Source organism: Streptomyces sp. NPDC060002, assembly GCF_042737245.1.
In the GTDB taxonomy this organism is placed as follows: Bacteria; Actinomycetota; Actinomycetes; order Streptomycetales; family Streptomycetaceae; genus Streptomyces.
Genome location: NZ_JBHWUW010000007.1, coordinates 206,732 through 225,265, shown reverse-complemented (window position 1 = coordinate 225,265; position 18,534 = coordinate 206,732). Strand labels below are relative to the sequence as shown.

Sequence of the window (18,534 nt, the reverse complement as noted above, 5' to 3'; positions counted from 1 at the left end):
GTCACCGGGGACGGGGGTGGAAGACCGGCCGGGCCCAGTGCGGAGGTTGCGGCGCCGACACCGGGGCGCCGGCCAGTTCGGTCGGCGGGTGAGCGGGCCTGAGTCCACCGCCCGGCGTCGGCCTCAGCTCGGCGACGAAGGCGCCGCAGGTGGGATGGCGGGCCTCGGGGCTCTTGGCGAGGGCCCGGGCGAACACCGCGTCCATGTACGGGGGGATGCCGGGGCGGGCCTCCGTGAGCGGGGGCGGATCGGCGTTCTGGTGTGCCCAGAGCAGGGCCACGTCGTCGTCGCGGAGGAAGGGCGGGCGGCCCGCGAGGCACTCGTAGACCACGCAGGCGAAGCCGTAGACATCGCAGCGGCCGTCGACCGGCTGCCCGGAGATCTGCTCGGGGGCGACATAGTCGAGCGTGCCGACGAACTGGCCGACCGAGGTGAAGCCGGTCAGGGAGAGCGACTTCTTCGTCAGGCCGAAGTCGGTGAGGTACACGTGCTCGGGGTGGTCGCTGTCGGTGCCCCGGGCGACGAGGATGTTGCCTGGTTTGACGTCCCGGTGGACCAGCCCGTGCTCATGGGCGGCGTCCAGCGCGGAGGCGACCTGCGCGGCGATGCGGACGGCGGTCGCCGGGGGCAACGGACCCTCGCGGTCGAGGAGGTGGCGCAGATCGCTCCCCTCGACGTACCGCATGGCGATGTACAGGACCCCGTCGGTCTCGTCCGCTTCGAAGACCGGCACGATGTGCGGGTGGTCGATGGCTGCCGCCACCCGCGACTCATGGGTGAAGCGCTTGCGGAACACGTCGTTGCGGGCCAGCTCAGGGGCGAGCAGTTTGAGTGCGACGGTCCGGTCCAGCCGCAGGTCGTGGGCGCGGTACACGACGGCCATGCCGCCGCGTCCGATCTCGCTCTCGATGCGGTAGCCGGCGATCCTCCGGCCGACCAGTTCGGAGGGCCGGCCGGCGAAGGGGGTGCTTCCGCGGGCCATCAGGAACCCCGGCCGGGGTTCACGATCCGGGTGGCGGTGTGGTCCTGGTCCTCGGCTGCCGCGTCCGGCGCCCGGTCCGTCGCGTAGGTGCTGAGGCGGGTGCCGTCGCCGTAGAGCCAGCTCTCCCGCGCCGGGTCGTACAGCCACACGTCCTCGCCGTCGACGACCACGCCGATCCGCAGTCCGTGGGTGCGGCGCCTGAAGGACTCGCCGTCGAGGCCCGCGTCGGCCAGTTCCTCCACCGCCGCCCGGTACCGGGCGAGGGCCTGTTCGGCGCGGCCGAGGAGCGGGCGCGGGTCGGCGGCGGTCGCGAGGGGGGCGTCGGCGGGGGGCGGGTCCTGGGGGACGGCGACCAGATAGCGGCCGTCGACCCAGGCCGACCAGCCGTTGGAGCACAGCACGCGCCCCCAGTCGCCGCGCCGCTCCATGAGCCGCACGGGCAGCAGCGGATCGAGGGGCACGGTGGGGCGGGCCGGGTCGGGGGCCTCCCAGGCGGGCATGCCGTGCTGGGGGACCACGTGTGTGGGCCGGAATCCGGGAGTCGTCATGAGCCCGCCCCTACTTCCGCATCACGGCGGGCTCGTGCCGGCGCAGCAGCCGGGAGACGAGGAATCCGCAGACCGCCGAGAGCACGACGAGCATGCCCACGTCGAGCAGCCACACCGCCGCCGAGTGCTCGAACAGCGGATCGGCGGTGATCTCCCCGGGCACGATCCTGGCCAGCCCGATGGTGCCGGCCATCGCGCCGAGCGCCCACCGTGCGGGCACCAGCCACGACAGCTGCTCCAGACCGGGCACGCCGTCCAGTGTCAGCAGCGCCCCGCAGAAGACCACTTGGACGATGGCGAGCAGCACCAGCAGCGGCATCGTCACCTCCTCCTTGTGGACGAGCGCGGAGATCAGCAGGCCGAGCATCATCGCCGTGAAGGCCAGCAGGGCCACGGCGACGGTGATCTCGATCAGGGGTGGCATCAACACGCCCTCGCCGCCGGGAGCGTTGAGGTCGACGCCGAGCAGGGCGACGAGGGTCAGCACCACCGCCTGGACGACGGTCACCGCGCCGAGGACGACGACCTTGGACATCAGATACGCCGATCTGGACAGGCCGACTGCGCGTTCCCGCTGGTAGATCACGCGTTCCTTGACGAGTTCGCGCACGGCGTTGGCCGCGCCGGTCAGGACGCCGCCGACGCACAGGATGAGCAGCACGTTCATCGCGTGCTCCCGGTCGAGTTCGCCGCCGGACAGGGCGCGGGCCATCGCGCCCATGACGAACGGCAGGGCGATCATGATCGCGAGGAAGGTGCGGTCGGCGGCGAGTGCGGCCGCGTAGCGGCGGACCAGGGTGCCGAGCTGGGCGCTCCTGCTGCGGGGGCGGAGCGGCGGCAGCAGGATGACCGGGCCGGAGCGGGGCAGCCGGGGCTGCTCGCTGTCGTTGACGACGTACTGCCGCCGGAACGGCGAGTCGCGGTACTCACCCGCCCAGTCCCGGTCCTGATCGCGTTCGAAGGCCTCGAAGGCCTCCGGCCACTGTTCGAAGCCGAAGAAGGCGAGGGCGTCCTCGGGCGGTCCGTAGTAGGCGACCCTGCCGCCCGGCGCGAGCACCAGCAGCCGGTCGCAGACGTCGAGGCTGAGGACGCTGTGCGTGACGACGATGACGGTACGGCCGTCGTCGGCGAGGCCGCGCAGCATGTGCATCACCGAGCGGTCCATGCCCGGGTCGAGGCCCGAGGTCGGCTCGTCCAGGAACAGCAGCGAGGGTTTGGTCAGCAGTTCCAGGGCGACGCTGACGCGTTTGCGCTGGCCGCCGGAGAGGCTGTGCACGGGCTGGCCCTCGCGCTGCTCGAGCCCCAGCTCGCGGATGACCTCCTCGACCCTCTCGCGGCGCTCGGACTTGGCGGTGTCCTGCGGAAAGCGCAGCTCGGCGGCGTAGACGAGGGCGCGGCGCACGGTCAGCTGGGCGTGCAGGATGTCGTCCTGCGGGACGAGTCCGATGCGCTGGCGCAGCTCGGCGTAGTCGCGGTAGAGGTCGCGGCCGTCGTACACGACCGTGCCGTGATCGGCGGGGCGCTGGCCGGTGAGGGCGCCGAGCAGCGTGGACTTGCCGGCGCCGCTGGGGCCGACGACCGCCAGCAGGCACTTCTCCCCCACCGGGAAGGACACGTGGTCGAGCAGGACCTTGCGGCCCCGGTCGACGGCGACCGTCAGGTCCTGCACGTCGAGGGAGACCTCGCCGGTGTCCACGTACTCCTGGAGCTGGTCGCCGACGAGGCAGAAGTCCGAGTGGCCGATGCCGACGATGTCGCCGGGGTCGAGCGGGGCACGGGTGACGGGCAGCCCGTTGAGGTAGGTCCCGTTGTGGCTGCCCAGGTCGACGATCTCGTGGCCGCCCTCGGGCAGCGCGCGCAGTTCCGCGTGCCGGCGCGAGACGACCAGGTCGTCGACGACGAGGTCGTTGTCGCCGGCGCGGCCGATGCGCACCGTGCGCGACGGCAGCGGCCGGACGGAGGTGGGCTCCCGGAAGGTGCCGGTCACACCGGGCATGGAGACCGCCGACGGGCGTTCCGCCGGGGGCGGGGGGCGGCCCGACAGGACGAGGCAGGGGCCGTCGTCCGGGCTGCCGATGCGGATCACGCTGCCGGGGCCGACGCCCCACTCGTCGACGCGCCGGCCGTCGGTGTAGGTCCCGTTGGTGCTGTGTTCGTCGGCGAGTGTCCAGTGGTCGCCGTCGGGCCGCAGCACCGCGTGGTGCCAGGAGACGCGGGTGTCGTCGATGACGATGTCGCTGAGCGGGTCACGTCCGATGCGGTAGTCGTGGCCCGGGATCAGCACGCTGGAACCCGTCTCGGTCTCCAGCACGAGTTCGGGCGCGGTCGAGGAGACCGGTCGCTCCACCATGTCCGAATTCTATCGATTAGCACCTCTGCGTGCCCAACGGGCGGCGGGGTCTCAGCCGACGGGGAGGACGAGCGCCGGGACGGTCCGCTGCATCCGCAGCGCGTCGACGGATTCGGCGAGCAGCTCGTACTCGGTGGTCTCGTCGCTGATCGCGATCCGCACCAGCCGCCCGCCCGCCAACTCGTCGGCCACCAGCTCCTGGCGTCCCAGGTCGGCGCACCAGGCCCGCAGCAGTTCGGGCACGTCCGGCACATTGTCGGCGACCGGGACCAGGGCGCCCGGCGGGATGTGCTCGCTCTCGGGCCGCGGATCCAGCCGTTCGGCCATCCAGGAGGCCCGGTCGCGCAGCCACCACAGCGCGAGCGCCAGCGTCGGCGCACGGTAGGTGCCGAGCGGTACACCGATGCGCCGGCCGTCGCAGACGCCGTACGCGGTGACATGGCACAGGAATTCGTCGTGCACGTCTCTCTCCCCCGGTGCTCGCCGGCCGGTCGTGCCTCGCTTTCCGTGCGGCTCCTGTGGGGTGAACTGCCCCTGACCTTCGAGTATGTTCACTCTTGAAACACTGTCACCATGACTTTCCGGCCAGTCTCTTGGCATATTCCGTGTCGTTCATGGCCGAAATCCGGCGAGCACCGGATCCCGTCGTCATTACCCGACAGGTAATCGACCCGGACGGCGGGCGCGGGCAAGGTGGTCACACCGGATCGGCGATAACCGAGATCCGGGACCTGACCAGTATCGATGACCTCATTGGAGGCCGATTCACGATGTCCGCGAACACCGACCGTTACGAGAACGCCGTCGCCCGCTACTTCGAGGCCTGGAATGCGCGGGGCCCCGAGGCTTTGGCCAAGGCTGTTACCGCCGCGTGGGCCGTGGACGGGGGCTACACGGACCCTCTCGCCGACGTCCGGGGCCATGAGGGGATCGCGGCCGTGATCGCGGCGACGCACGCGCAGTTCCCGGGCTTCACCTTCCGCCTCACCGGCGCTGTCGACGGGCACCACGACACGGCCCACTTCTCCTGGGAACTGGTCAGCGAGGCCGACGGGGCGGCGCCGGTGGCCGGATCCGACGTGGTCGTCCTGGACACCGAGGACCGGATCGCCTCCGTCCTCGGATTCCTCGACCGGGTGCCCGCCGGATCCTGAGCCGGCGGGCGATGAATTCCTCCGCCCGCGGCGGTCCACCCATCAGCAGATCACCGCGAGCGGAGGACGTCATGAGCGCAACCGGAACACTGAATACCGAATTCACGGCCGTCCCGCGCGAGAGCCCGGCGAAAGGCGGCCGGACCTGTGTCGTCCGGCCGGAGCCCGCCGAATTCTTCGGTATCCGCGGACTGGTCAAGATCCGCGGAACGGTGGACGGACATCCGTTCCGGAGTTCGTTCATGGCCCTCGGGGACGGCGCCCACGAACTTCCCGTCGATGCGGAAGTGCGCAAGGCGGTCGGAAAGCAGGAGGGCGACGCGGGGACCGTACGCCTGACCGAACGGCTCAGCCGTTGATGACCGCGTCGATCCGGGTCAGCTCCTCGGCGTCGAAGTCCAGGTTGGCCAGGGCGCCGACGCTGTCCTCGATCTGCCGGGCGCTGCTCGCGCCCACCAGCGCGGAGGTCACCCGGCCGCCGCGCAGCACCCAGGCCAGCGCGAGCTGGGCGAGGGACTGGCCACGGGACTTGGCGATGTCGTCGAGGGCGCGCAGCTTGCCGGTGAGCTCCTCGGTGACCGCCTCGGAGTTCAGGAACGGGCTGTCGCTCGCCGCCCGTGAACCCTCCGGGATGCCGTCCAGGTAGCGGCCGGTCAGCAGCCCCTGCTCCAGCGGCGAGAACACGATCGACCCGACCTGGAGCTCGTCGAGGGCGTCGAGCAGGCCCTCGCTCTCGGGGCGGCGGTCGAGCATCGAGTAGCGCGGCTGGTGGATGAGCAGCGGGGTGCCCAGCTCACCGAGGATGCGGGCGGCCTCGCGGGTCTGCTCCGCCGAGTAGTTGGAGACACCGGCGTAGAGCGCCTTGCCCTGCTGGACCGCGGTGTGCAGGGCGCCCATCGTCTCCTCCAGGGGAGTCTCCGGGTCGGGGCGGTGCGAGTAGAAGATGTCGACGTAGTCCAGGCCCATCCGGGTCAGGCTCTGGTCGAGCGAGGACAGCAGGTACTTGCGCGAGCCCCATTCGCCGTACGGGCCCGGCCACATCAGGTAGCCGGCCTTGGTGGAGATGACCAGCTCGTCCCGGTAGGGCGCGAAGTCCGCCTTCAGCGCCTCGCCCAGCGCGGACTCGGCGGCGCCGGGCGGCGGCCCGTAGTTGTTGGCCAGGTCGAAGTGGGTGATGCCGAGGTCGAAGGCGCGGCGCAGGATCGCCCGCTGCGTCTCCACCGGACGGTCCGGGCCGAAGTTGTGCCACAGTCCGAGCGACAGCGCGGGAAGCTTCAGGCCGCTGCGTCCGGTGCGCCGGTAGGGCATGTCGGCGTAGCGGTCGGTGTGTGCGGTGTACAACGCGACTCCAGGAAGGGTTGGCACGGAAGAACGGTTTCGGGAACCTTCACCCACTCTGGTCGACCTGCGGGTAGTGGTCCAACAGAAGAATCCGATGGAATTGTGCGGCTACGCTTCTCAATCATGGAACTGCGCCACCTCCAGCACTTCGTCGCGGTCGCCGAGGACCAGCACTTCACCCGGGCCGCCGAACGCCTGATGGTCTCCCAGTCGGGCCTGTCGGCGTCGATCCGGGCCCTGGAGCGGGAGCTGCGCGCTCCGCTGTTCGTGCGGACCACCCGGCGGGTGACGCTCACGGAGGCGGGCAGGGCGCTGCTGGCCGAGGCCGAGCGGATCCTGGCGCAGGTACGGGCGGCCCACGAGGCGGTGGCGGCCGTGCAGGGAGTGGTGCGCGGCACCCTCTCCGTGGGCACCGAGCAGTGCATCGCCGGAGTGGACGTGGCCGGGCTGCTGGCGGCGTTCCGGCGGCGCCATCCGGATGTGGAGATCCGGCTGCGGCAGACCGGCTCGGGCGCGCTCGGCGAGGAGGTGGCGGCCGGCCGGCTCGACCTGGCCTTCGCCTACCGCACCCAGCCGGACACCGACCAGCTCCGCTGCGCGCCGCTGGCCACCGAGCCGATGTACGTGCTGTGCCATCCCGACCACCGTCTCGCCGGGGCGTCCGCGGCGCTGACGCCGCGGGACGTCGCGGGCGAGGTGTTCGTCGACTTCCATCCGGACTGGGGGCCGCGCCGCGCCACCGACGCCGCGTTCGCCGAGGTGGGAGTGCGCCGCACGGTCGCCCTGGAGGTCAACGACGTGCACAGTCTCCTGGACCTGGTGGACGAGAACCTCGGCGTCGCCGTCGTGCCGCGCCACTTCCGGCACAAGCGGGAGGCGCTCACCGCGCTGCCCCTCAAGGGCACCGGCGAGGCGGTGTACGAGACGGTCGCGCTGCTGCCGCCCGCCAGGTCGACCAGCCCGGCCGCCCGGGCGCTGATGGCGCTGCTGGAAACGGGGAGCGGGTGAGGGCGGGGTGCGCGATGGTGGACGTATGCATGCCAAGGACATCCTCATCGACGGGTACCGCCGCATCCAGGAAGAGGTCCACGTCGCCGTCGAGGGCCTGGACCCCGACGACCTGAACGCCCGGCCCGCCGACGGGTCCAACTCGCTCGCCTGGCTCGTCTGGCATCTCACCCGCGTCCAGGACGACCATCTCGCCGACGCCTTCGGACTCGACCAGGTGTGGCTGGCCCAGGACTGGGAGAAACGGTTCGGCCTCGACCTGCCGCGCCAGGACACCGGGTACGGGCACAGCGACGCGAAGGTCGCGAAGGTGCGGGTCTCCGACGGCGGCCTGCTGACCGGGTACCACGACGCCGTGCACGCGCAGAGCCTGGAGGCGCTGCGCGCGCTGACGGCGGCGGACCTGGAGCGCGTCGTGGACGAGCGCTGGGACCCGCCCGTCACCCTGGGCGTACGGCTGGTCAGCGTCCTGTCCGACGATCTCCAGCACGTCGGACAGGCCGCCTACGTCCGGGGACTGCTTCAGAGCGCGGCTGCGTAACCCGGAAGGACGACGTCCTCGATGAGGGCCCTGCGCTCGTCGAACGGCAGGAACGCGCTCTTGAGGGCGTTCACCGTCACGGTGCGCAGGTCCTCGAGGGTCCAGCCCGCCTCCTGGACGAGCAGCGACATCTCGCGCGTCATCGTCGTACCCGAGACCAGACGGTTGTCGGTGTTGAGGGTGACGCGGAAGCCGAGGTCCTTCAGGGCGGTGATCGGGTGCTCGGCGATCGAGGTGGCCGCGCCGGTCTGGAGGTTGGAGGTCGGGCACATCTCCAGGGCCACCCGGCGGTCGCGCACCCATCCCGCGAGCCGCCCGAGCTTGCCGTCCACGATGTCGTCGGTGATGCGCACGCCGTGGCCGATGCGCTGGGCGCCGCAGACCTGGAGGGCCTGGTGGATGCTGGGCAGGCCGTGGGCCTCGCCCGCGTGGATGGTGAAGGGGACGCTCTCGCGGCGCAGGTGTTCGAAGGCGGCGAGGTGGTCGGCGGGCGGGAAGCCGTCCTCGGCGCCGGCGATGTCGAAGCCGACGACACCGGCGTCCCGGAAGGCGACCGCGAGGTCGGCGGCCTCGCGCACGCGGTCGAACATCCGCATGCCGCAGAGCAGCGTGCCGACCCGGACCGGCGTACCGGCCGCCGACGCCTTCGCCATGCCGGCCGCGAGGCCCTCCTGGACGGTCTCCACGACCTCGGCGAGGCTCAGCCCGCCGTTGACGTTCAGCTCGGGGGCGTAGCGGACCTCGCCGTAGACGACTCCGTCGGCCGCCAGGTCGAGCACGTACTCCTCCGCGGTGCGCAGCAGGCCCTCGCGGGTCTGCATGACGGCGAGGGTGTGCTCGAAGGTGGCTATGTACCGCACCAGGTCACCCGAGTTGGCGGCCTCGAAGTACCAGGCGGCCAGCTCGTCGGGGTCGGTGGTGGGCAGGGTGTGGCCGACCGCGTCCGCGAGCTCGACGACGGTGGCGGGGCGCAGGCCGCCGTCGAGGTGGTCGTGCAGGACGGCCTTGGGAAGACGGCGGAGGGTGTCGGTGTCGATGTGGGACGCGGTCATGAGTGTGTGTTCCTCGGCAGGTGGTTCTCAGGTGGTGGCGGGCTGGAGCAGGTCCCAGCGGTTTCCGTACAGGTCCCGGAAGACGGCGACGGAGCCGTAGGCCTCGTGGCGGGGCTCCTCCAGGAAGGTCACGCCGGCGGCGAGCATGCGGGCGTGGTCGCCGGCGAAGTCCTCGGTGTGCAGGAAGAACCCGACGCGGCCGCCGGTCTGGTCCCCGATCCGGGCGCGCTGGGCGTCGCCCTTGGCCCGGGCGAGCAGCAGCCCGACGCCGTCCTGGCTGTCCCCCGGCCGCACGACGACCCAGCGGGCGCCGTCGGGACGGGGTTCGTCCTCGACGAGCCGGAATCCGAGCGCCTCGGTGTAGAAGCGGATCGCCTCGTCGTAGTCGTCGACGACAAGCGTGACCAGGGCGATGCGACTCATCGTGGCCTTTCGGGGAGCGTGCGGGAGGCTGTCGGAGGTGCGATTGACGGGTGAGGTTATACGTAAAACCTTTCGCACGCCAGTCGCCTCCGCGGCGGTGACCTAGGTCGCGAGCCCGAGGGGCGGTCGGGACCGTGGTCCGAGGCGGAGGGCCCCTCTCCGTCGCTACCGTCCCGGCCATGAAGATCACGGAGCCGCCCCGCACCGGCGGGCAGCGCAAGCGGGAACTGCTGGACCGGCTGGACCGCGAAGTCGACATCTGGGTCGCCACGGCGGACCGGGAGGGGCTGCCCTGTCTCGTCGCGCTGTGGTTCGTCTGGGACGGCGAGCACCTGTGGCTGTCCACCCGACTCACCAACCCCACCGGCCGCAACCTCCGGGAGGGCGGCCTGGCCCGCCTGGCCTTCGGGGACACGCGGGACGTGGTCCTCGTCGACGGCGAGGTCGAGACGTACACGCGGGAGGAGGTACCGGAGGGGGCCGCCTCGGCGTTCCTGGCGAAGACGGGCTGGGATCCGGGCCGGGACAGCGCGTCGTACGCCTACTTCCGGGTGCGGCCGGTGGCGGTGCAGGCGTGGCGCGAGGAGCACGAGCTGCCTCGGCGGCATCTGATGCGGGACGGGGTGTGGGTCGTGTAGACGCCACCACCCGGACCCCGCCGCCCGGACCCCGCCACCAGGCGCCGCCGCCCGGCGCCGTCGCCCGGATCCCGACAGACGGCGAGGTCCGGATCCCGACAAGTGGTGGGGTCCGGGGACGAGCCGGCGTCGGCGTCGGTCTCCGGCGCGCCGGGCTCGTCGGGCGTCGGACCGCCCGAGCCGTCGGACCCGCCCGAGCCGTCGAACCCGCAGGACCCGTCGGAGCCGCCCGACCCGTCGCCGGATCAGTTCTCCGGCGTCCCACCGGCGCCGCGGTGAGCGGCGTTCAGGCGGTTCAGTTCCTCGGCCGTGAGGCGCAGCGCGCCCGCCGCCACGTTCTCCGCGAGGTGGCCGGGGTCTCCGGTGCCCGGAATGGCCAGCACATGCGGCCCCTGGGCGAGGGTCCAGGCGAGGCGGACAGCGGCGGGGGACGTGCCGTGGGCATGGGCGACGGCGAGCACCGCCTCGTCATGGGCGGTGGTGGCGCCGTGGGCTCCGCCGTCGCCGGCGATGGCGAAGAACGGTACGAAGGCGACGCCCTGTTCGCCGCAGACGCGCAGGAGTTCCTCGGTCGCGGGGGCGTGGTGGCCGAGACCGTAGCGGTTCTGCACGCTGACCACGGGGGCGATGGACTGCGCCTCGGCGAGATGGCGGGGTTCGACGTCGGAGATGCCGAGGTGGCGGATCAGTCCGGCTTCGCGCAGCTCGGCGAGGGCGCCGAAGTGCTCGGTGATCGATTCCTGCCGCATCCGGCGCAGGTACACCAGGTCGAGGTGGTCACGGCCGAGCTGGCGCAGGTTCTCCTCGACATGGCCGCGCAGGTCCTCGGGGCGGGCCGAAGTGCCCCACTCCCCCGAGCAGTCGCGGAAGGGGCCGACCTTGGTGGCGATGAGCAGGTCTTCCGGGTACGGGGAGAGCGCGCTGTTGATGAGCTCGTTGGCGGAGCGGAGGGCGGAGAAGTAGAAGGCGGCGGTGTCGATGTGGTCGACGCCGAGGTCGATCGCTCGCCGCAGGACGGCTATGGACCGGCCGCGGTCGCTCGGTGTGCCGAGGTGGAAGGCCGCGCTGCCGGTCAGCCGCATCGTGCCGAAGCCGATGCGGCCGACCGTCAGGCCGCCGATGTCCCAGGTGCCCGCGGCATCCGCGGTGATCGTTCCGGAGGTCATCCGGGCAGTCTCGCACGCACCGCGGGCACCGGTCCGAGCCGGCGACGCGGGCCCTCAACAGGCCACGGTCTCCTCGCACTTGCGCAGCGCCTCCTGGACGTCGCGGCTCCAGTGCCGGGCCGTGCGGGGGGTGGCCGAGGACACGGTGTGCACGGTCGGCTCCCGGCGTTCGGGCAGCGCGCCGGACCTGGCGCGGCGTCGCTCCTTGGCGGGCGGCGCGCCATGGGCGACGACCTCTTCCACGATCTCGGCCAGATCCCCGTCGGGAAGCGGCAGTTCGAGGTCGTCGTCGACGAAGCCGACCACGGCCGGCACGTACTCCACCAGGGCCCGCAACGCCTCGGGCAGTCCTCTCCCACCGCGGCGCAGACCGCTGAGCACATGCAGGGCGGTGGCGATCTCCAGTTCGGTGGCCTCCCGGCTCAGCGTGGCGGGGGTGATCTCCGTGTGACGCAGCCACCAGTCGGCCTCCTCGTCCTCCCCCATCGAGCGGTGGTGGAGGTAGAGGCAGTACGAGGAGACGGTGTCGGAGGCCCCGGCACCGTACTGCCACCAGAAGCGGGCGCTGTCCTCGCAGTCGGCGAGGTAGAGGAGGCTGCCGAGGATCCGTGCGCCGGAGGGCTCGGGCAGGGAGCTGCCGAGGAAGTTGCCGAGGCCCTTCAGGGCCCCGGGGCGGGTCAGCAGCGCCTCGCAGAGCGCTCTGAGGTCCCGGGCCGCGGGGTGCACCCGAGAGCGCCCGCGGGCCGCCGCGGCGCGCTGCGGGCACACCCGCGCCGTGGGCTCGTCGCAACCGCCCGCCGCGACCCGGGCGGCGATCCGGGCCTCCGCGGCCTCGATGTCCGAGCGGCTGTAGGGGGCCGTGGGCATCAGGCGCGCCCCCGCCAGCAGGGTGTCGATGTCGCTCGCGGTGTCGAAGGTCATGACCGCTCCGCCTCCTCCTCGGCGCACGCTGTGTAGATCTCCCGCAGCCGGCGTTTGGCATAGCGTTCGGTGGACCGCACCCCGGCCTCGGTGATCCCCAGCTGGAACGCCACGTCGGCGGTGCTGTAGCACTCGCAGTAGCGCAGCCGGATGACGTCCCGCTGGCGCTCGGGGAGGGCGGAGATCGCCCGGAACAGCCGCAGGTTCTGCTCGATCACCTCGAAGGCGTCCTCGGCGCCCTGGAGGGTGACCGTCTCGAAGACGGCCGTGTCGATCAGCGTGGCGCGCCGGCCACGGGCCCGGGCGTGGTCGATGACACGGTTCTTCATCACCCGCCAGGCGTAGGCGGCGGGGTTCTCGGCGCGCAGTATCCGCGGCCACTGCCGGGCGATCTGGACGAACGCCTCGTCCACGGCCTCCTCGGCGTCAGCCCGGCAGCGCAGACAGCGCTCGGCCTCACGGACGTAGCGCGGGCGGTGCATCCGGTGGAAGGCGCTGAAGTCCAGGGGCAGCTTCTCCGGCGCCCGCGGGTTCCCCGCGGGTCGCAACTCCTCCTGGGTCACCGATCGCCCCCCGGGAGCCGGTGGTCCATCTCCCGGACGCCCACCCGCACGAGTGCGGCGACGAACCGGCGCGCGAGGGTGAGGACGCCGGGCCCGAAGACCCGGAGGGCTAGCACGGACAACGCCACGTCGCGGGCGAGCTGTTCGAACTGGTCGTTCACGGACCCTTCGGTCCTTCCGCTGGCGGTGCGGGGCTCAGGGGCCCCGGAAGGCATCGGTCACACCTTCTGCCTCCACGGCGTCCGGCGGTGCCGTTTCGTGCACTCCGGATTCGAAAGTCCGATGGAATTGGTCGTTTCGGACTACGGACCGTGCCGTTCCGGGCCAATACCCGCTCCCTGGCCGCCGCTTGGCGGGCTACTTCCGCCCACTCACGTCCGTTTTCGCCCGTTTGCGCCAGCTGCCCACGTCTCGCGCCGTTCAGTGCAGCGGCTTCTCCAGCACCGCCTTGCGGTGGCTGAACGTCTCGATGGAGTAGCGGCCGTGGTAGTTGCCCATCCCGCTCTCGCCCACCCCGCCGAACGGCAGGTCGGAGACGGTGAGATGAGCCAGCGGCAGGCCGTAGCCGAGGCCGCCGGAAGACGTCTCGGCGGCGATGCGGCCCCGGGTGTCGCCGGACTCGGTGAACACGTACAGGGCGAGGGGCTTGTCACGGTCGTTGATGAAGGCGATCGCCTCGTCCAGGCCGTCGACGGTGACGATCGGCAGGATCGGGCCGAAGATCTCCTCCCGCATGACGGGCGACCCGGGGTCGACGTCGGCGAGGACGGTGGGCGCGAGGTACCTGTCCGTACGGTCGGCGCCGCCGCCGACCACGATCCGGCCGGAGTCGAGCAGAGCGGCGAGCCGGTCGAAGTGACGTTCGTTGATGATGCGACCGTAGGCGCCCGAGGTCTGCGGGTCGGCGCCGTAGAGCGTCTCGACCGCGCGGGTCAGCAGGGGTTCGAGGGCGGCGGCCGTCTCCGGGTCGGTGAGGACGTAGTCGGGGGCGACACAGGTCTGGCCGGCGTTGAGGAACTTGCCGCGGGCCAACCGGTCGGCGACGACGGAGAGATCGGCGTCCCGGTCGACGAACGCCGGGGACTTGCCGCCGAGTTCGAGGGTGACGGGGGTGAGGTGCTCGGCGGCGGCGCGCAGGACGACGCGTCCGACGGTGCCGTTGCCGGTGTAGAAGATGTGGTCGAAGCGCTCGGCCAGCAGGGCGGTGGTCTCCGGGATCCCGCCCTCGACGACGGCGACCGCGTCGGTGTCGAGATACGCCGGCAGCAACAGGGCCAGCGCGGCGGAGGTGGCGGGCGCGAGCTCACTGGGCTTGACGACCACCGCGTTGCCGGCGGCGAGGGCGCCGACCAGCGGGGCGAGCAGAAGCTGGGCGGGGTAGTTCCAGGGCGCGATGACGAGGACGACGCCGAGCGGGTCGAACTGCGTCCACGCGGTGGCGTCGGCGCCGAGGTGGGCCGGGACCGGGGCGGACTCGGGGCGCAGCCACGCGTCCAGGTGATCGAGGGTGTGGTCGATCTCCCGGACCGTGAAGTCGATCTCGGTGCGGTACGCCTCGGTGGAGCTCTTGCCCAGGTCGGCGCGGAGGGCGTCGGCCAGGTCGGCGCCCCGCTCCGTGAGCAGCTCGCGCAGGCGGCTCAGCTGCTCCGTGCGCCAGGCGACGGGCTTGGTGCGGCCGGTGCGGAACGTGGCGCGCAGCCGGGCTACGACGTCGGCGGGCTGCTCGGGAGTGGCGGCGGTGGTCACGGTGCCTCACTGGGGTGCGCGGGCCTTACGGCCCTGGGTCTCGGTGCGAGCGGTCGGCTCGGCCTGGGTGGGAGTCGGCTCGGCCTCGGTGCGAGTGACGAGCTCGATGTATATGCCAACCTTTCATGCACCAAAATACATTCCCCGGGACGCGAACTACTTCACCGGCGCCTCACCGCCGCCTGAGGCGAGCGCGCGCCTGCGCCGGTCGAGGAAGGCCCGTTCCGCCGGGCTCTCGCTCAGCGCGAGGGCCGCCTCGTAGGCCGCCGCGGCCTCCGTGACCCGGCCCAGGCGGCGCAGCAGGTCGGCGCGGACTGCGTGCCGGACGTGATAGTCGTCGAGGTCCAGCGCGTCGACGAGGTCGAGGGCCCGGCCCGGCCCTTCCGTCTCCGCCACGGCGACGGCCCGGTTCAGAGCCACGACCGGGCCCGGGGCGAGCTCCATGAGCTGGTCGTACAGGCGCAGGATCTGCCGCCAGTCGGTGTCGGCGGCGGTCGGCGCGTCGCAGTGGACGGCCTGGATCGCGGCCTGGACCTGGTACGGCCCGGGCCGGTTGCGGCGCAGACAGCGGCGGACGAGCGACTGCCCCTCGGTGACCAGGTCCCGGTCCCATCGGCCGCGGTCCTGCTCGGGCAGCGGTACGAGCGTGCCGTCGGCGTCCTCCCGCGCGGTCCGGCGGGAGTGGACGAGCAGCATCAGTGCCAGCAGTCCGGTGGCCTCGGGCTCGTCCGGCATCAGCTCGGTGAGGAGCCGACCGAGGCGCAGGGCCTCGGCGCACAGGCCCGGGTCGCCCCCGTACCCCTCGTTGAAGATCAGGTAGACGACGGCGAGCACGCCCTTCAGCCGGTCGGGCAGGTCGGCGTCGCGCGGCACGCGGTACGGGATGCGCGCGTCCCGGATCTTCGCCTTGGCGCGGACCAGTCGCTGGGCCATGGTCGGCTCGGGGACGAGGAAGGCGCGGGCGAGCCGGGCGGTGGTGAGTCCGCCGAGGAGGCGCAGGGTCAGGGCGACCTGCGCCTGCGGCGCCAGCGAGGGGTGGCAGCAGGTGAAGATCAGGCGGAGCCGGTCGTCGCGCACGGGGCCCTCCTCCGCGGGTGGCCCGGCGGCGTACAGCAGAGAGGCCTCGGCGTGCCTGGCATCCCGGGTGGACTCGCGGCGCAGCCGGTCGACGGCCCGGTTGCGGGCGGTGGTGATGATCCAGCCGGCCGGGCTCGGCGGCACACCGGTCTGCGGCCAGCGTCCGACGGCCGTGGTGAAGGCGTCCTGGACCGCCTCCTCGGCGAGGTCGATGTCGCCGAGGAAACGGACCAGGACGGCGACGGCCCGGCCGTACTCCGCGCGGAACACGGCCTCGACGTCCAGGGGCATCAGGCCTCGCCCATGAAGGGCCGCACCTCGATGGGAAGGGTGGTGGCCCAGGTCGCCCGCCGGCCCCAGTGCAGGGCTGCGTCGAGGTCCGGCGCCTTGATCAGGCAGATCCCGCCGAGGTACTCCTTGCCCTCGGCGTACGGCCCGTCCGTGACGAGGACGTCGTCGGCGCCCGGCCGCAGCACGGTGGCGGTCTCCGGTCCGTGCAGCCCGCCGGCGAACACCCAGGCGTCGGCCTCGCGCAGCTCCCGGTGGAACGTCTCGAGGTTGCGGTTGATCTCCGCCATCCCCTCGGCCGACGGCGGCTCGCCCTCGCTGGGCGTGATCACGCTGAGCAGGTAGTACTTCACGACGTCCTCCAGGTCTCGTGCCGTTTTGTCACCTCCTACACGAACGGAGGTCCCCCGGATCGACACCCCGCTCCACGCAACCGGAAGAATCCCGCCCATGACCGCACCGCACCCCCTCGTCATCCGCGCCCGCAGCCTCGCGGACGATCTCCTCGCCCCGCACGCCGAACAGGTGGACCAGGAAGAGGTTCCCGCGAGCCACCTCGCGCAGATCCGGCGCTCGGGCCTGCTCGGGCTGAACGCGCCGAAGGAGTACGGCGGGGCAGCGGCACCCGGCGCGGTGGTGCGCGAGACGGCGGAGATCCTGGCCGGGGCGTGCTGCTCGACCTGGTTCGTGCAGGCGCAGCACCACACGCCGGTACTGACGCTGGCCGGCAGCGAGGGTCCGGTGCGCGAGCGCCTGCTGGGCCCGCTGGCGACCGGTGAGCTGCTGTCGGGAGTCGCGTACGCGCACCTGCGGGCGTATCCGCGCGTCCCCGTCCGGGTCACCCCCGAGCGGGCCGGCTGGCGCTTCGAGGGAAGTGTCCCCTGGTACACGGGGTGGGGCCTGAACGATCTGCTGCTCCTCGCCGGAGTCACCGAATCCGGCGAGGTCCTGTTCGCCTTCACCGAGGCGCGGGAACAGCCGGGCCTGCGGGCCTCGGCCCCGATGCGCCTCGCCGCCCTCACCGCGGCCCGCACGGTCTCCCTGACACTGGACGGTTTGTGGCTCCCGGAGGAGGCGGTCGCGCTGCGCACCCCGCACGAGCGCTGGGCGGCGGCGGACCGGATCAAGACGGTGAACGCCAACCCTGCCGTCTTCGGTCTCACGCAGGCGGCCCTGACCCTGCTGGACGAGGACACGGCGCACCCACTGCGCGCCCGTCTCACAGAGGTCCGCACCCGGGCCTACGCGCTGGCCGACGGTGCGGCGCCGCAGGAGCACATGGCGGACCGCCTGGCCCTGCGGACACAGGCCTCCGAGGTGCTGCGGGCGGCGACCACGGCAGCGGTGGTGACCGGCGGCGGCCGCTCGATGCTGCTGACGAACAGGGCCCAACGCCTCGCCAGGGAGGCCCTGTTCCTCATGGTCCAGGCCCAGACGCGGGAGTCACGGGCGGCTCACCTCGACGCGCTGACCGGCTGACGGCGCACGCCCCCGCTCCGGTTCACCGGCCGGCTTCCCCTCCGGGTCGCGTCACCGTCGTCTCCTCCACCGGGCCGCCGTCCGGGTGCTCGCCAGGGCCACCCGGGGATCCGGCGCCGGCCCGCTGCCCGGCAGCCGGTGGTCCACTCGTACCGGCCTGCCCGGGCCCGTCCTCCTCCATGACGGCGGCCTTCTCCCGGTCGCCCGCCTCTCCGGTCGGTCCGCCCACCTCCGACAGGGTCAACTGCGCCCGGTCGTCGACCAGACGGGTCACCAGGTGCTGGGCGGCGCCGAAGACCGCGGCCCAGGCGAGAACCTGCGCCCTGCTGTCCAGGTCGCTGAGCCCGGGCACGAAGGCGCCTCTGATCAGCAGCACCCCGAGGAAGGCCGACAGGGCGCCGGTCGGGAACTTCAGCACCGCCGACGCCAGCGGGAGCATGTAGGGGGCGCTGGTGCCCCGGATGCGGCGCAGCGAGGCGATGACGGTGAGTGCGGCGCCGACCAGCCCGGCGATCTCGACCGTGAGGATGTCCTGCGGCCGGGCGAGGTCGCTGGGGACGGTGTTCGCCGTCATGTCGTGGTACTCCGCGCTGGGGCAGACGACGTGCATCTGGTTCGGGTCACCCGCACTGGCCTTGGGCGCGAAACACAGGCTGAGCGAGCGGGGGTCCAGCCAGCCGTAGAGCGCAAGGCCCGCCACGCCGACGAGGACGAGGAGCGTCGCGGTCCAGAGCATGTTGCGCAGGCTCCGGACCCGGGCCAGTTCGGCGTCCAGGTTGCTGTACGCGCTGTCGAGCGCCCGGGCCAGCAGTTCGCGGTCGCCCGGCGTCAGCTCGCCGGAGACGATGTGCCGGATCCGTTGGGCGAGCCTGACGCGCCGGGGGTCGCCCTGGGTCAGATGCCGCTCGACCAGCGCCATGACCTCGCTGGCGCGGCCGACGGCCTCCGCGTCGGGCACCAGTCGGAGCAGCAGCACGTCGGCGCCGCGCAGATTCGACCAGACGCCTTCACGGGCGATCGAGCCGGACCAGGGCCGCCGCCACCCGAACTCCTCGTCGGCCGCGGAACGGGCCTTGTCGAGATGACCTTCCACGCCGTCGAGGTAGGCCCTGCGGCAGTCGTCGCACGGCCGCCTGGTCTCCTCTCGTCTCAGCTGTACCTCGAGACAGGCGAGTCGCGCTTTCGCCAGGGCCCGCCATCGCGACCGCGGTGGCCCGGTGCGCGATCCGAGAGCGAGGCGTCGGGCACTGCCCCGGG

The 18,534-nt window shown here is 72.4% G+C and carries 21 protein-coding genes; 6 read left to right on the top strand and 15 right to left on the bottom strand.

From position 1 onward, the window contains the following. Window position 1 precedes the first annotated feature (1 nt). The 4 genes from ACFWBD_RS09935 to ACFWBD_RS09920 are packed head-to-tail and all read right to left on the bottom strand — an operon-like array spanning window position 2 to window position 4,342. Entirely contained in the window at window positions 2-982 is a 981-nt protein-coding gene (locus ACFWBD_RS09935; RefSeq protein WP_385665210.1) for a serine/threonine-protein kinase, read from the bottom strand. Further along, entirely contained in the window at window positions 982-1,530 is a 549-nt protein-coding gene (locus ACFWBD_RS09930; RefSeq protein WP_385665207.1) for a hypothetical protein, read from the bottom strand. The genes ACFWBD_RS09935 and ACFWBD_RS09930 overlap by 1 nt, the downstream gene beginning before the upstream one ends. Window positions 1,531-1,540: 10 nt before the next feature. Then, complete coding sequence (locus ACFWBD_RS09925; RefSeq protein WP_385665204.1) at window positions 1,541-3,880, bottom strand: FHA domain-containing protein; 2,340 nt, start codon at window positions 3,878-3,880, stop codon at window positions 1,541-1,543. A gap of 51 nt (window positions 3,881-3,931) precedes the next feature. Beyond that, the gene (locus tag ACFWBD_RS09920) at window positions 3,932-4,342 is read right to left on the bottom strand and encodes a hypothetical protein (RefSeq protein WP_385665201.1); all 411 of its coding nucleotides are present in this window, start codon (window positions 4,340-4,342) and stop codon (window positions 3,932-3,934) included. Between the two features lie 308 nt (window positions 4,343-4,650). Here ACFWBD_RS09920 and ACFWBD_RS09915 point away from each other — a divergent pair, with 308 nt between their 5' ends. Together ACFWBD_RS09915 and ACFWBD_RS09910 are read left to right on the top strand one after the other, a co-directional pair. Continuing rightward, complete coding sequence (locus tag ACFWBD_RS09915; protein WP_385665198.1) at window positions 4,651-5,034, top strand: nuclear transport factor 2 family protein; 384 nt, start codon at window positions 4,651-4,653, stop codon at window positions 5,032-5,034. A gap of 71 nt (window positions 5,035-5,105) precedes the next feature. Next, window positions 5,106-5,393 carry a DUF1905 domain-containing protein gene (locus ACFWBD_RS09910; protein WP_385665195.1) on the top strand — a complete coding sequence of 96 codons (288 nt, stop codon included), beginning with the start codon at window positions 5,106-5,108 and terminating at the stop codon, window positions 5,391-5,393. On the opposite strand, the gene mgrA is transcribed toward ACFWBD_RS09910, so the two are convergent. Next, on the bottom strand, window positions 5,383-6,375 hold the full coding sequence (gene mgrA / locus ACFWBD_RS09905; RefSeq protein ID WP_385665192.1) for an L-glyceraldehyde 3-phosphate reductase: 993 nt from the start codon (window positions 6,373-6,375) through the stop codon (window positions 5,383-5,385). The two genes, ACFWBD_RS09910 and mgrA, sit on opposite strands and share 11 nt — an antisense overlap. Before the next feature lie 123 nt (window positions 6,376-6,498). Between mgrA and ACFWBD_RS09900 the strand changes: the two genes are divergently transcribed. Next, a complete protein-coding gene (locus tag ACFWBD_RS09900; RefSeq protein ID WP_385665189.1) occupies window positions 6,499-7,383 on the top strand; it encodes a LysR family transcriptional regulator in 885 nt (294 codons plus the stop codon). Between the two features lie 25 nt (window positions 7,384-7,408). Continuing rightward, window positions 7,409-7,924 carry a DUF664 domain-containing protein gene (locus ACFWBD_RS09895; RefSeq protein WP_385665186.1) on the top strand — a complete coding sequence of 172 codons (516 nt, stop codon included), beginning with the start codon at window positions 7,409-7,411 and terminating at the stop codon, window positions 7,922-7,924. Here the strand turns inward: ACFWBD_RS09895 and ACFWBD_RS09890 are convergent. Beyond that, window positions 7,906-8,976, bottom strand: a complete 1,071-nt coding sequence (locus tag ACFWBD_RS09890) for an adenosine deaminase (protein WP_385665183.1) — start codon at window positions 8,974-8,976, stop codon at window positions 7,906-7,908. The genes ACFWBD_RS09895 and ACFWBD_RS09890 overlap by 19 nt on opposite strands. A 27-nt stretch (window positions 8,977-9,003) precedes the next feature. Next, window positions 9,004-9,399, bottom strand: coding sequence for a VOC family protein (locus tag ACFWBD_RS09885; protein WP_385665181.1), 396 nt, complete (start codon window positions 9,397-9,399; stop codon window positions 9,004-9,006). Between the two features lie 179 nt (window positions 9,400-9,578). On the opposite strand from ACFWBD_RS09885, the gene ACFWBD_RS09880 reads away from it, so the two are divergent. Beyond that, window positions 9,579-10,037, top strand: coding sequence for a pyridoxamine 5'-phosphate oxidase family protein (locus ACFWBD_RS09880; protein ID WP_385665178.1), 459 nt, complete (start codon window positions 9,579-9,581; stop codon window positions 10,035-10,037). Window positions 10,038-10,282: 245 nt separating this feature from the next. Here the strand turns inward: ACFWBD_RS09880 and ACFWBD_RS09875 are convergent, their stop codons facing one another. From ACFWBD_RS09875 to ACFWBD_RS09845, 7 genes are all read right to left on the bottom strand, one after another. After that, a complete protein-coding gene (locus tag ACFWBD_RS09875) occupies window positions 10,283-11,203 on the bottom strand; it encodes an aldo/keto reductase (protein WP_385665175.1) in 921 nt (306 codons plus the stop codon). A 54-nt stretch (window positions 11,204-11,257) separates the two neighbouring features. Beyond that, window positions 11,258-12,124, bottom strand: coding sequence for a hypothetical protein (locus tag ACFWBD_RS09870; RefSeq protein ID WP_385665172.1), 867 nt, complete (start codon window positions 12,122-12,124; stop codon window positions 11,258-11,260). Then, on the bottom strand, window positions 12,121-12,687 hold the full coding sequence (locus tag ACFWBD_RS09865) for a sigma-70 family RNA polymerase sigma factor (RefSeq protein WP_385665170.1): 567 nt from the start codon (window positions 12,685-12,687) through the stop codon (window positions 12,121-12,123). Before ACFWBD_RS09865 ends, ACFWBD_RS09870 begins: the two co-directional genes overlap by 4 nt. Further along, window positions 12,684-12,848: a hypothetical protein gene (locus ACFWBD_RS09860; RefSeq protein WP_160160046.1), complete on the bottom strand. Its 165-nt coding sequence runs from the start codon at window positions 12,846-12,848 to the stop codon at window positions 12,684-12,686. The genes ACFWBD_RS09865 and ACFWBD_RS09860 overlap by 4 nt, the downstream gene beginning before the upstream one ends. A 259-nt stretch (window positions 12,849-13,107) precedes the next feature. Further along, on the bottom strand, window positions 13,108-14,433 hold the full coding sequence (locus ACFWBD_RS09855; RefSeq protein WP_385665168.1) for an aldehyde dehydrogenase family protein: 1,326 nt from the start codon (window positions 14,431-14,433) through the stop codon (window positions 13,108-13,110). A gap of 156 nt (window positions 14,434-14,589) precedes the next feature. Beyond that, window positions 14,590-15,801 (bottom strand): RNA polymerase sigma factor, encoded by a 1,212-nt coding sequence (locus ACFWBD_RS09850; RefSeq protein ID WP_385665165.1) that lies wholly within the window; start codon window positions 15,799-15,801, stop codon window positions 14,590-14,592. Next, window positions 15,801-16,151 (bottom strand): YciI family protein, encoded by a 351-nt coding sequence (locus ACFWBD_RS09845; RefSeq protein ID WP_385665163.1) that lies wholly within the window; start codon window positions 16,149-16,151, stop codon window positions 15,801-15,803. Before ACFWBD_RS09845 ends, ACFWBD_RS09850 begins: the two co-directional genes overlap by 1 nt. Before the next feature lie 97 nt (window positions 16,152-16,248). Here ACFWBD_RS09845 and ACFWBD_RS09840 point away from each other — a divergent pair, with 97 nt between their 5' ends. After that, on the top strand, window positions 16,249-17,277 hold the full coding sequence (locus ACFWBD_RS09840) for an acyl-CoA dehydrogenase family protein (protein ID WP_385665160.1): 1,029 nt from the start codon (window positions 16,249-16,251) through the stop codon (window positions 17,275-17,277). 22 nt (window positions 17,278-17,299) lie between these two features. Here ACFWBD_RS09840 and ACFWBD_RS09835 read toward each other — a convergent pair whose 3' ends face one another. After that, a complete protein-coding gene (locus ACFWBD_RS09835; protein ID WP_385665157.1) occupies window positions 17,300-18,370 on the bottom strand; it encodes a hypothetical protein in 1,071 nt (356 codons plus the stop codon). Window positions 18,371-18,534 lie beyond the last annotated feature (164 nt).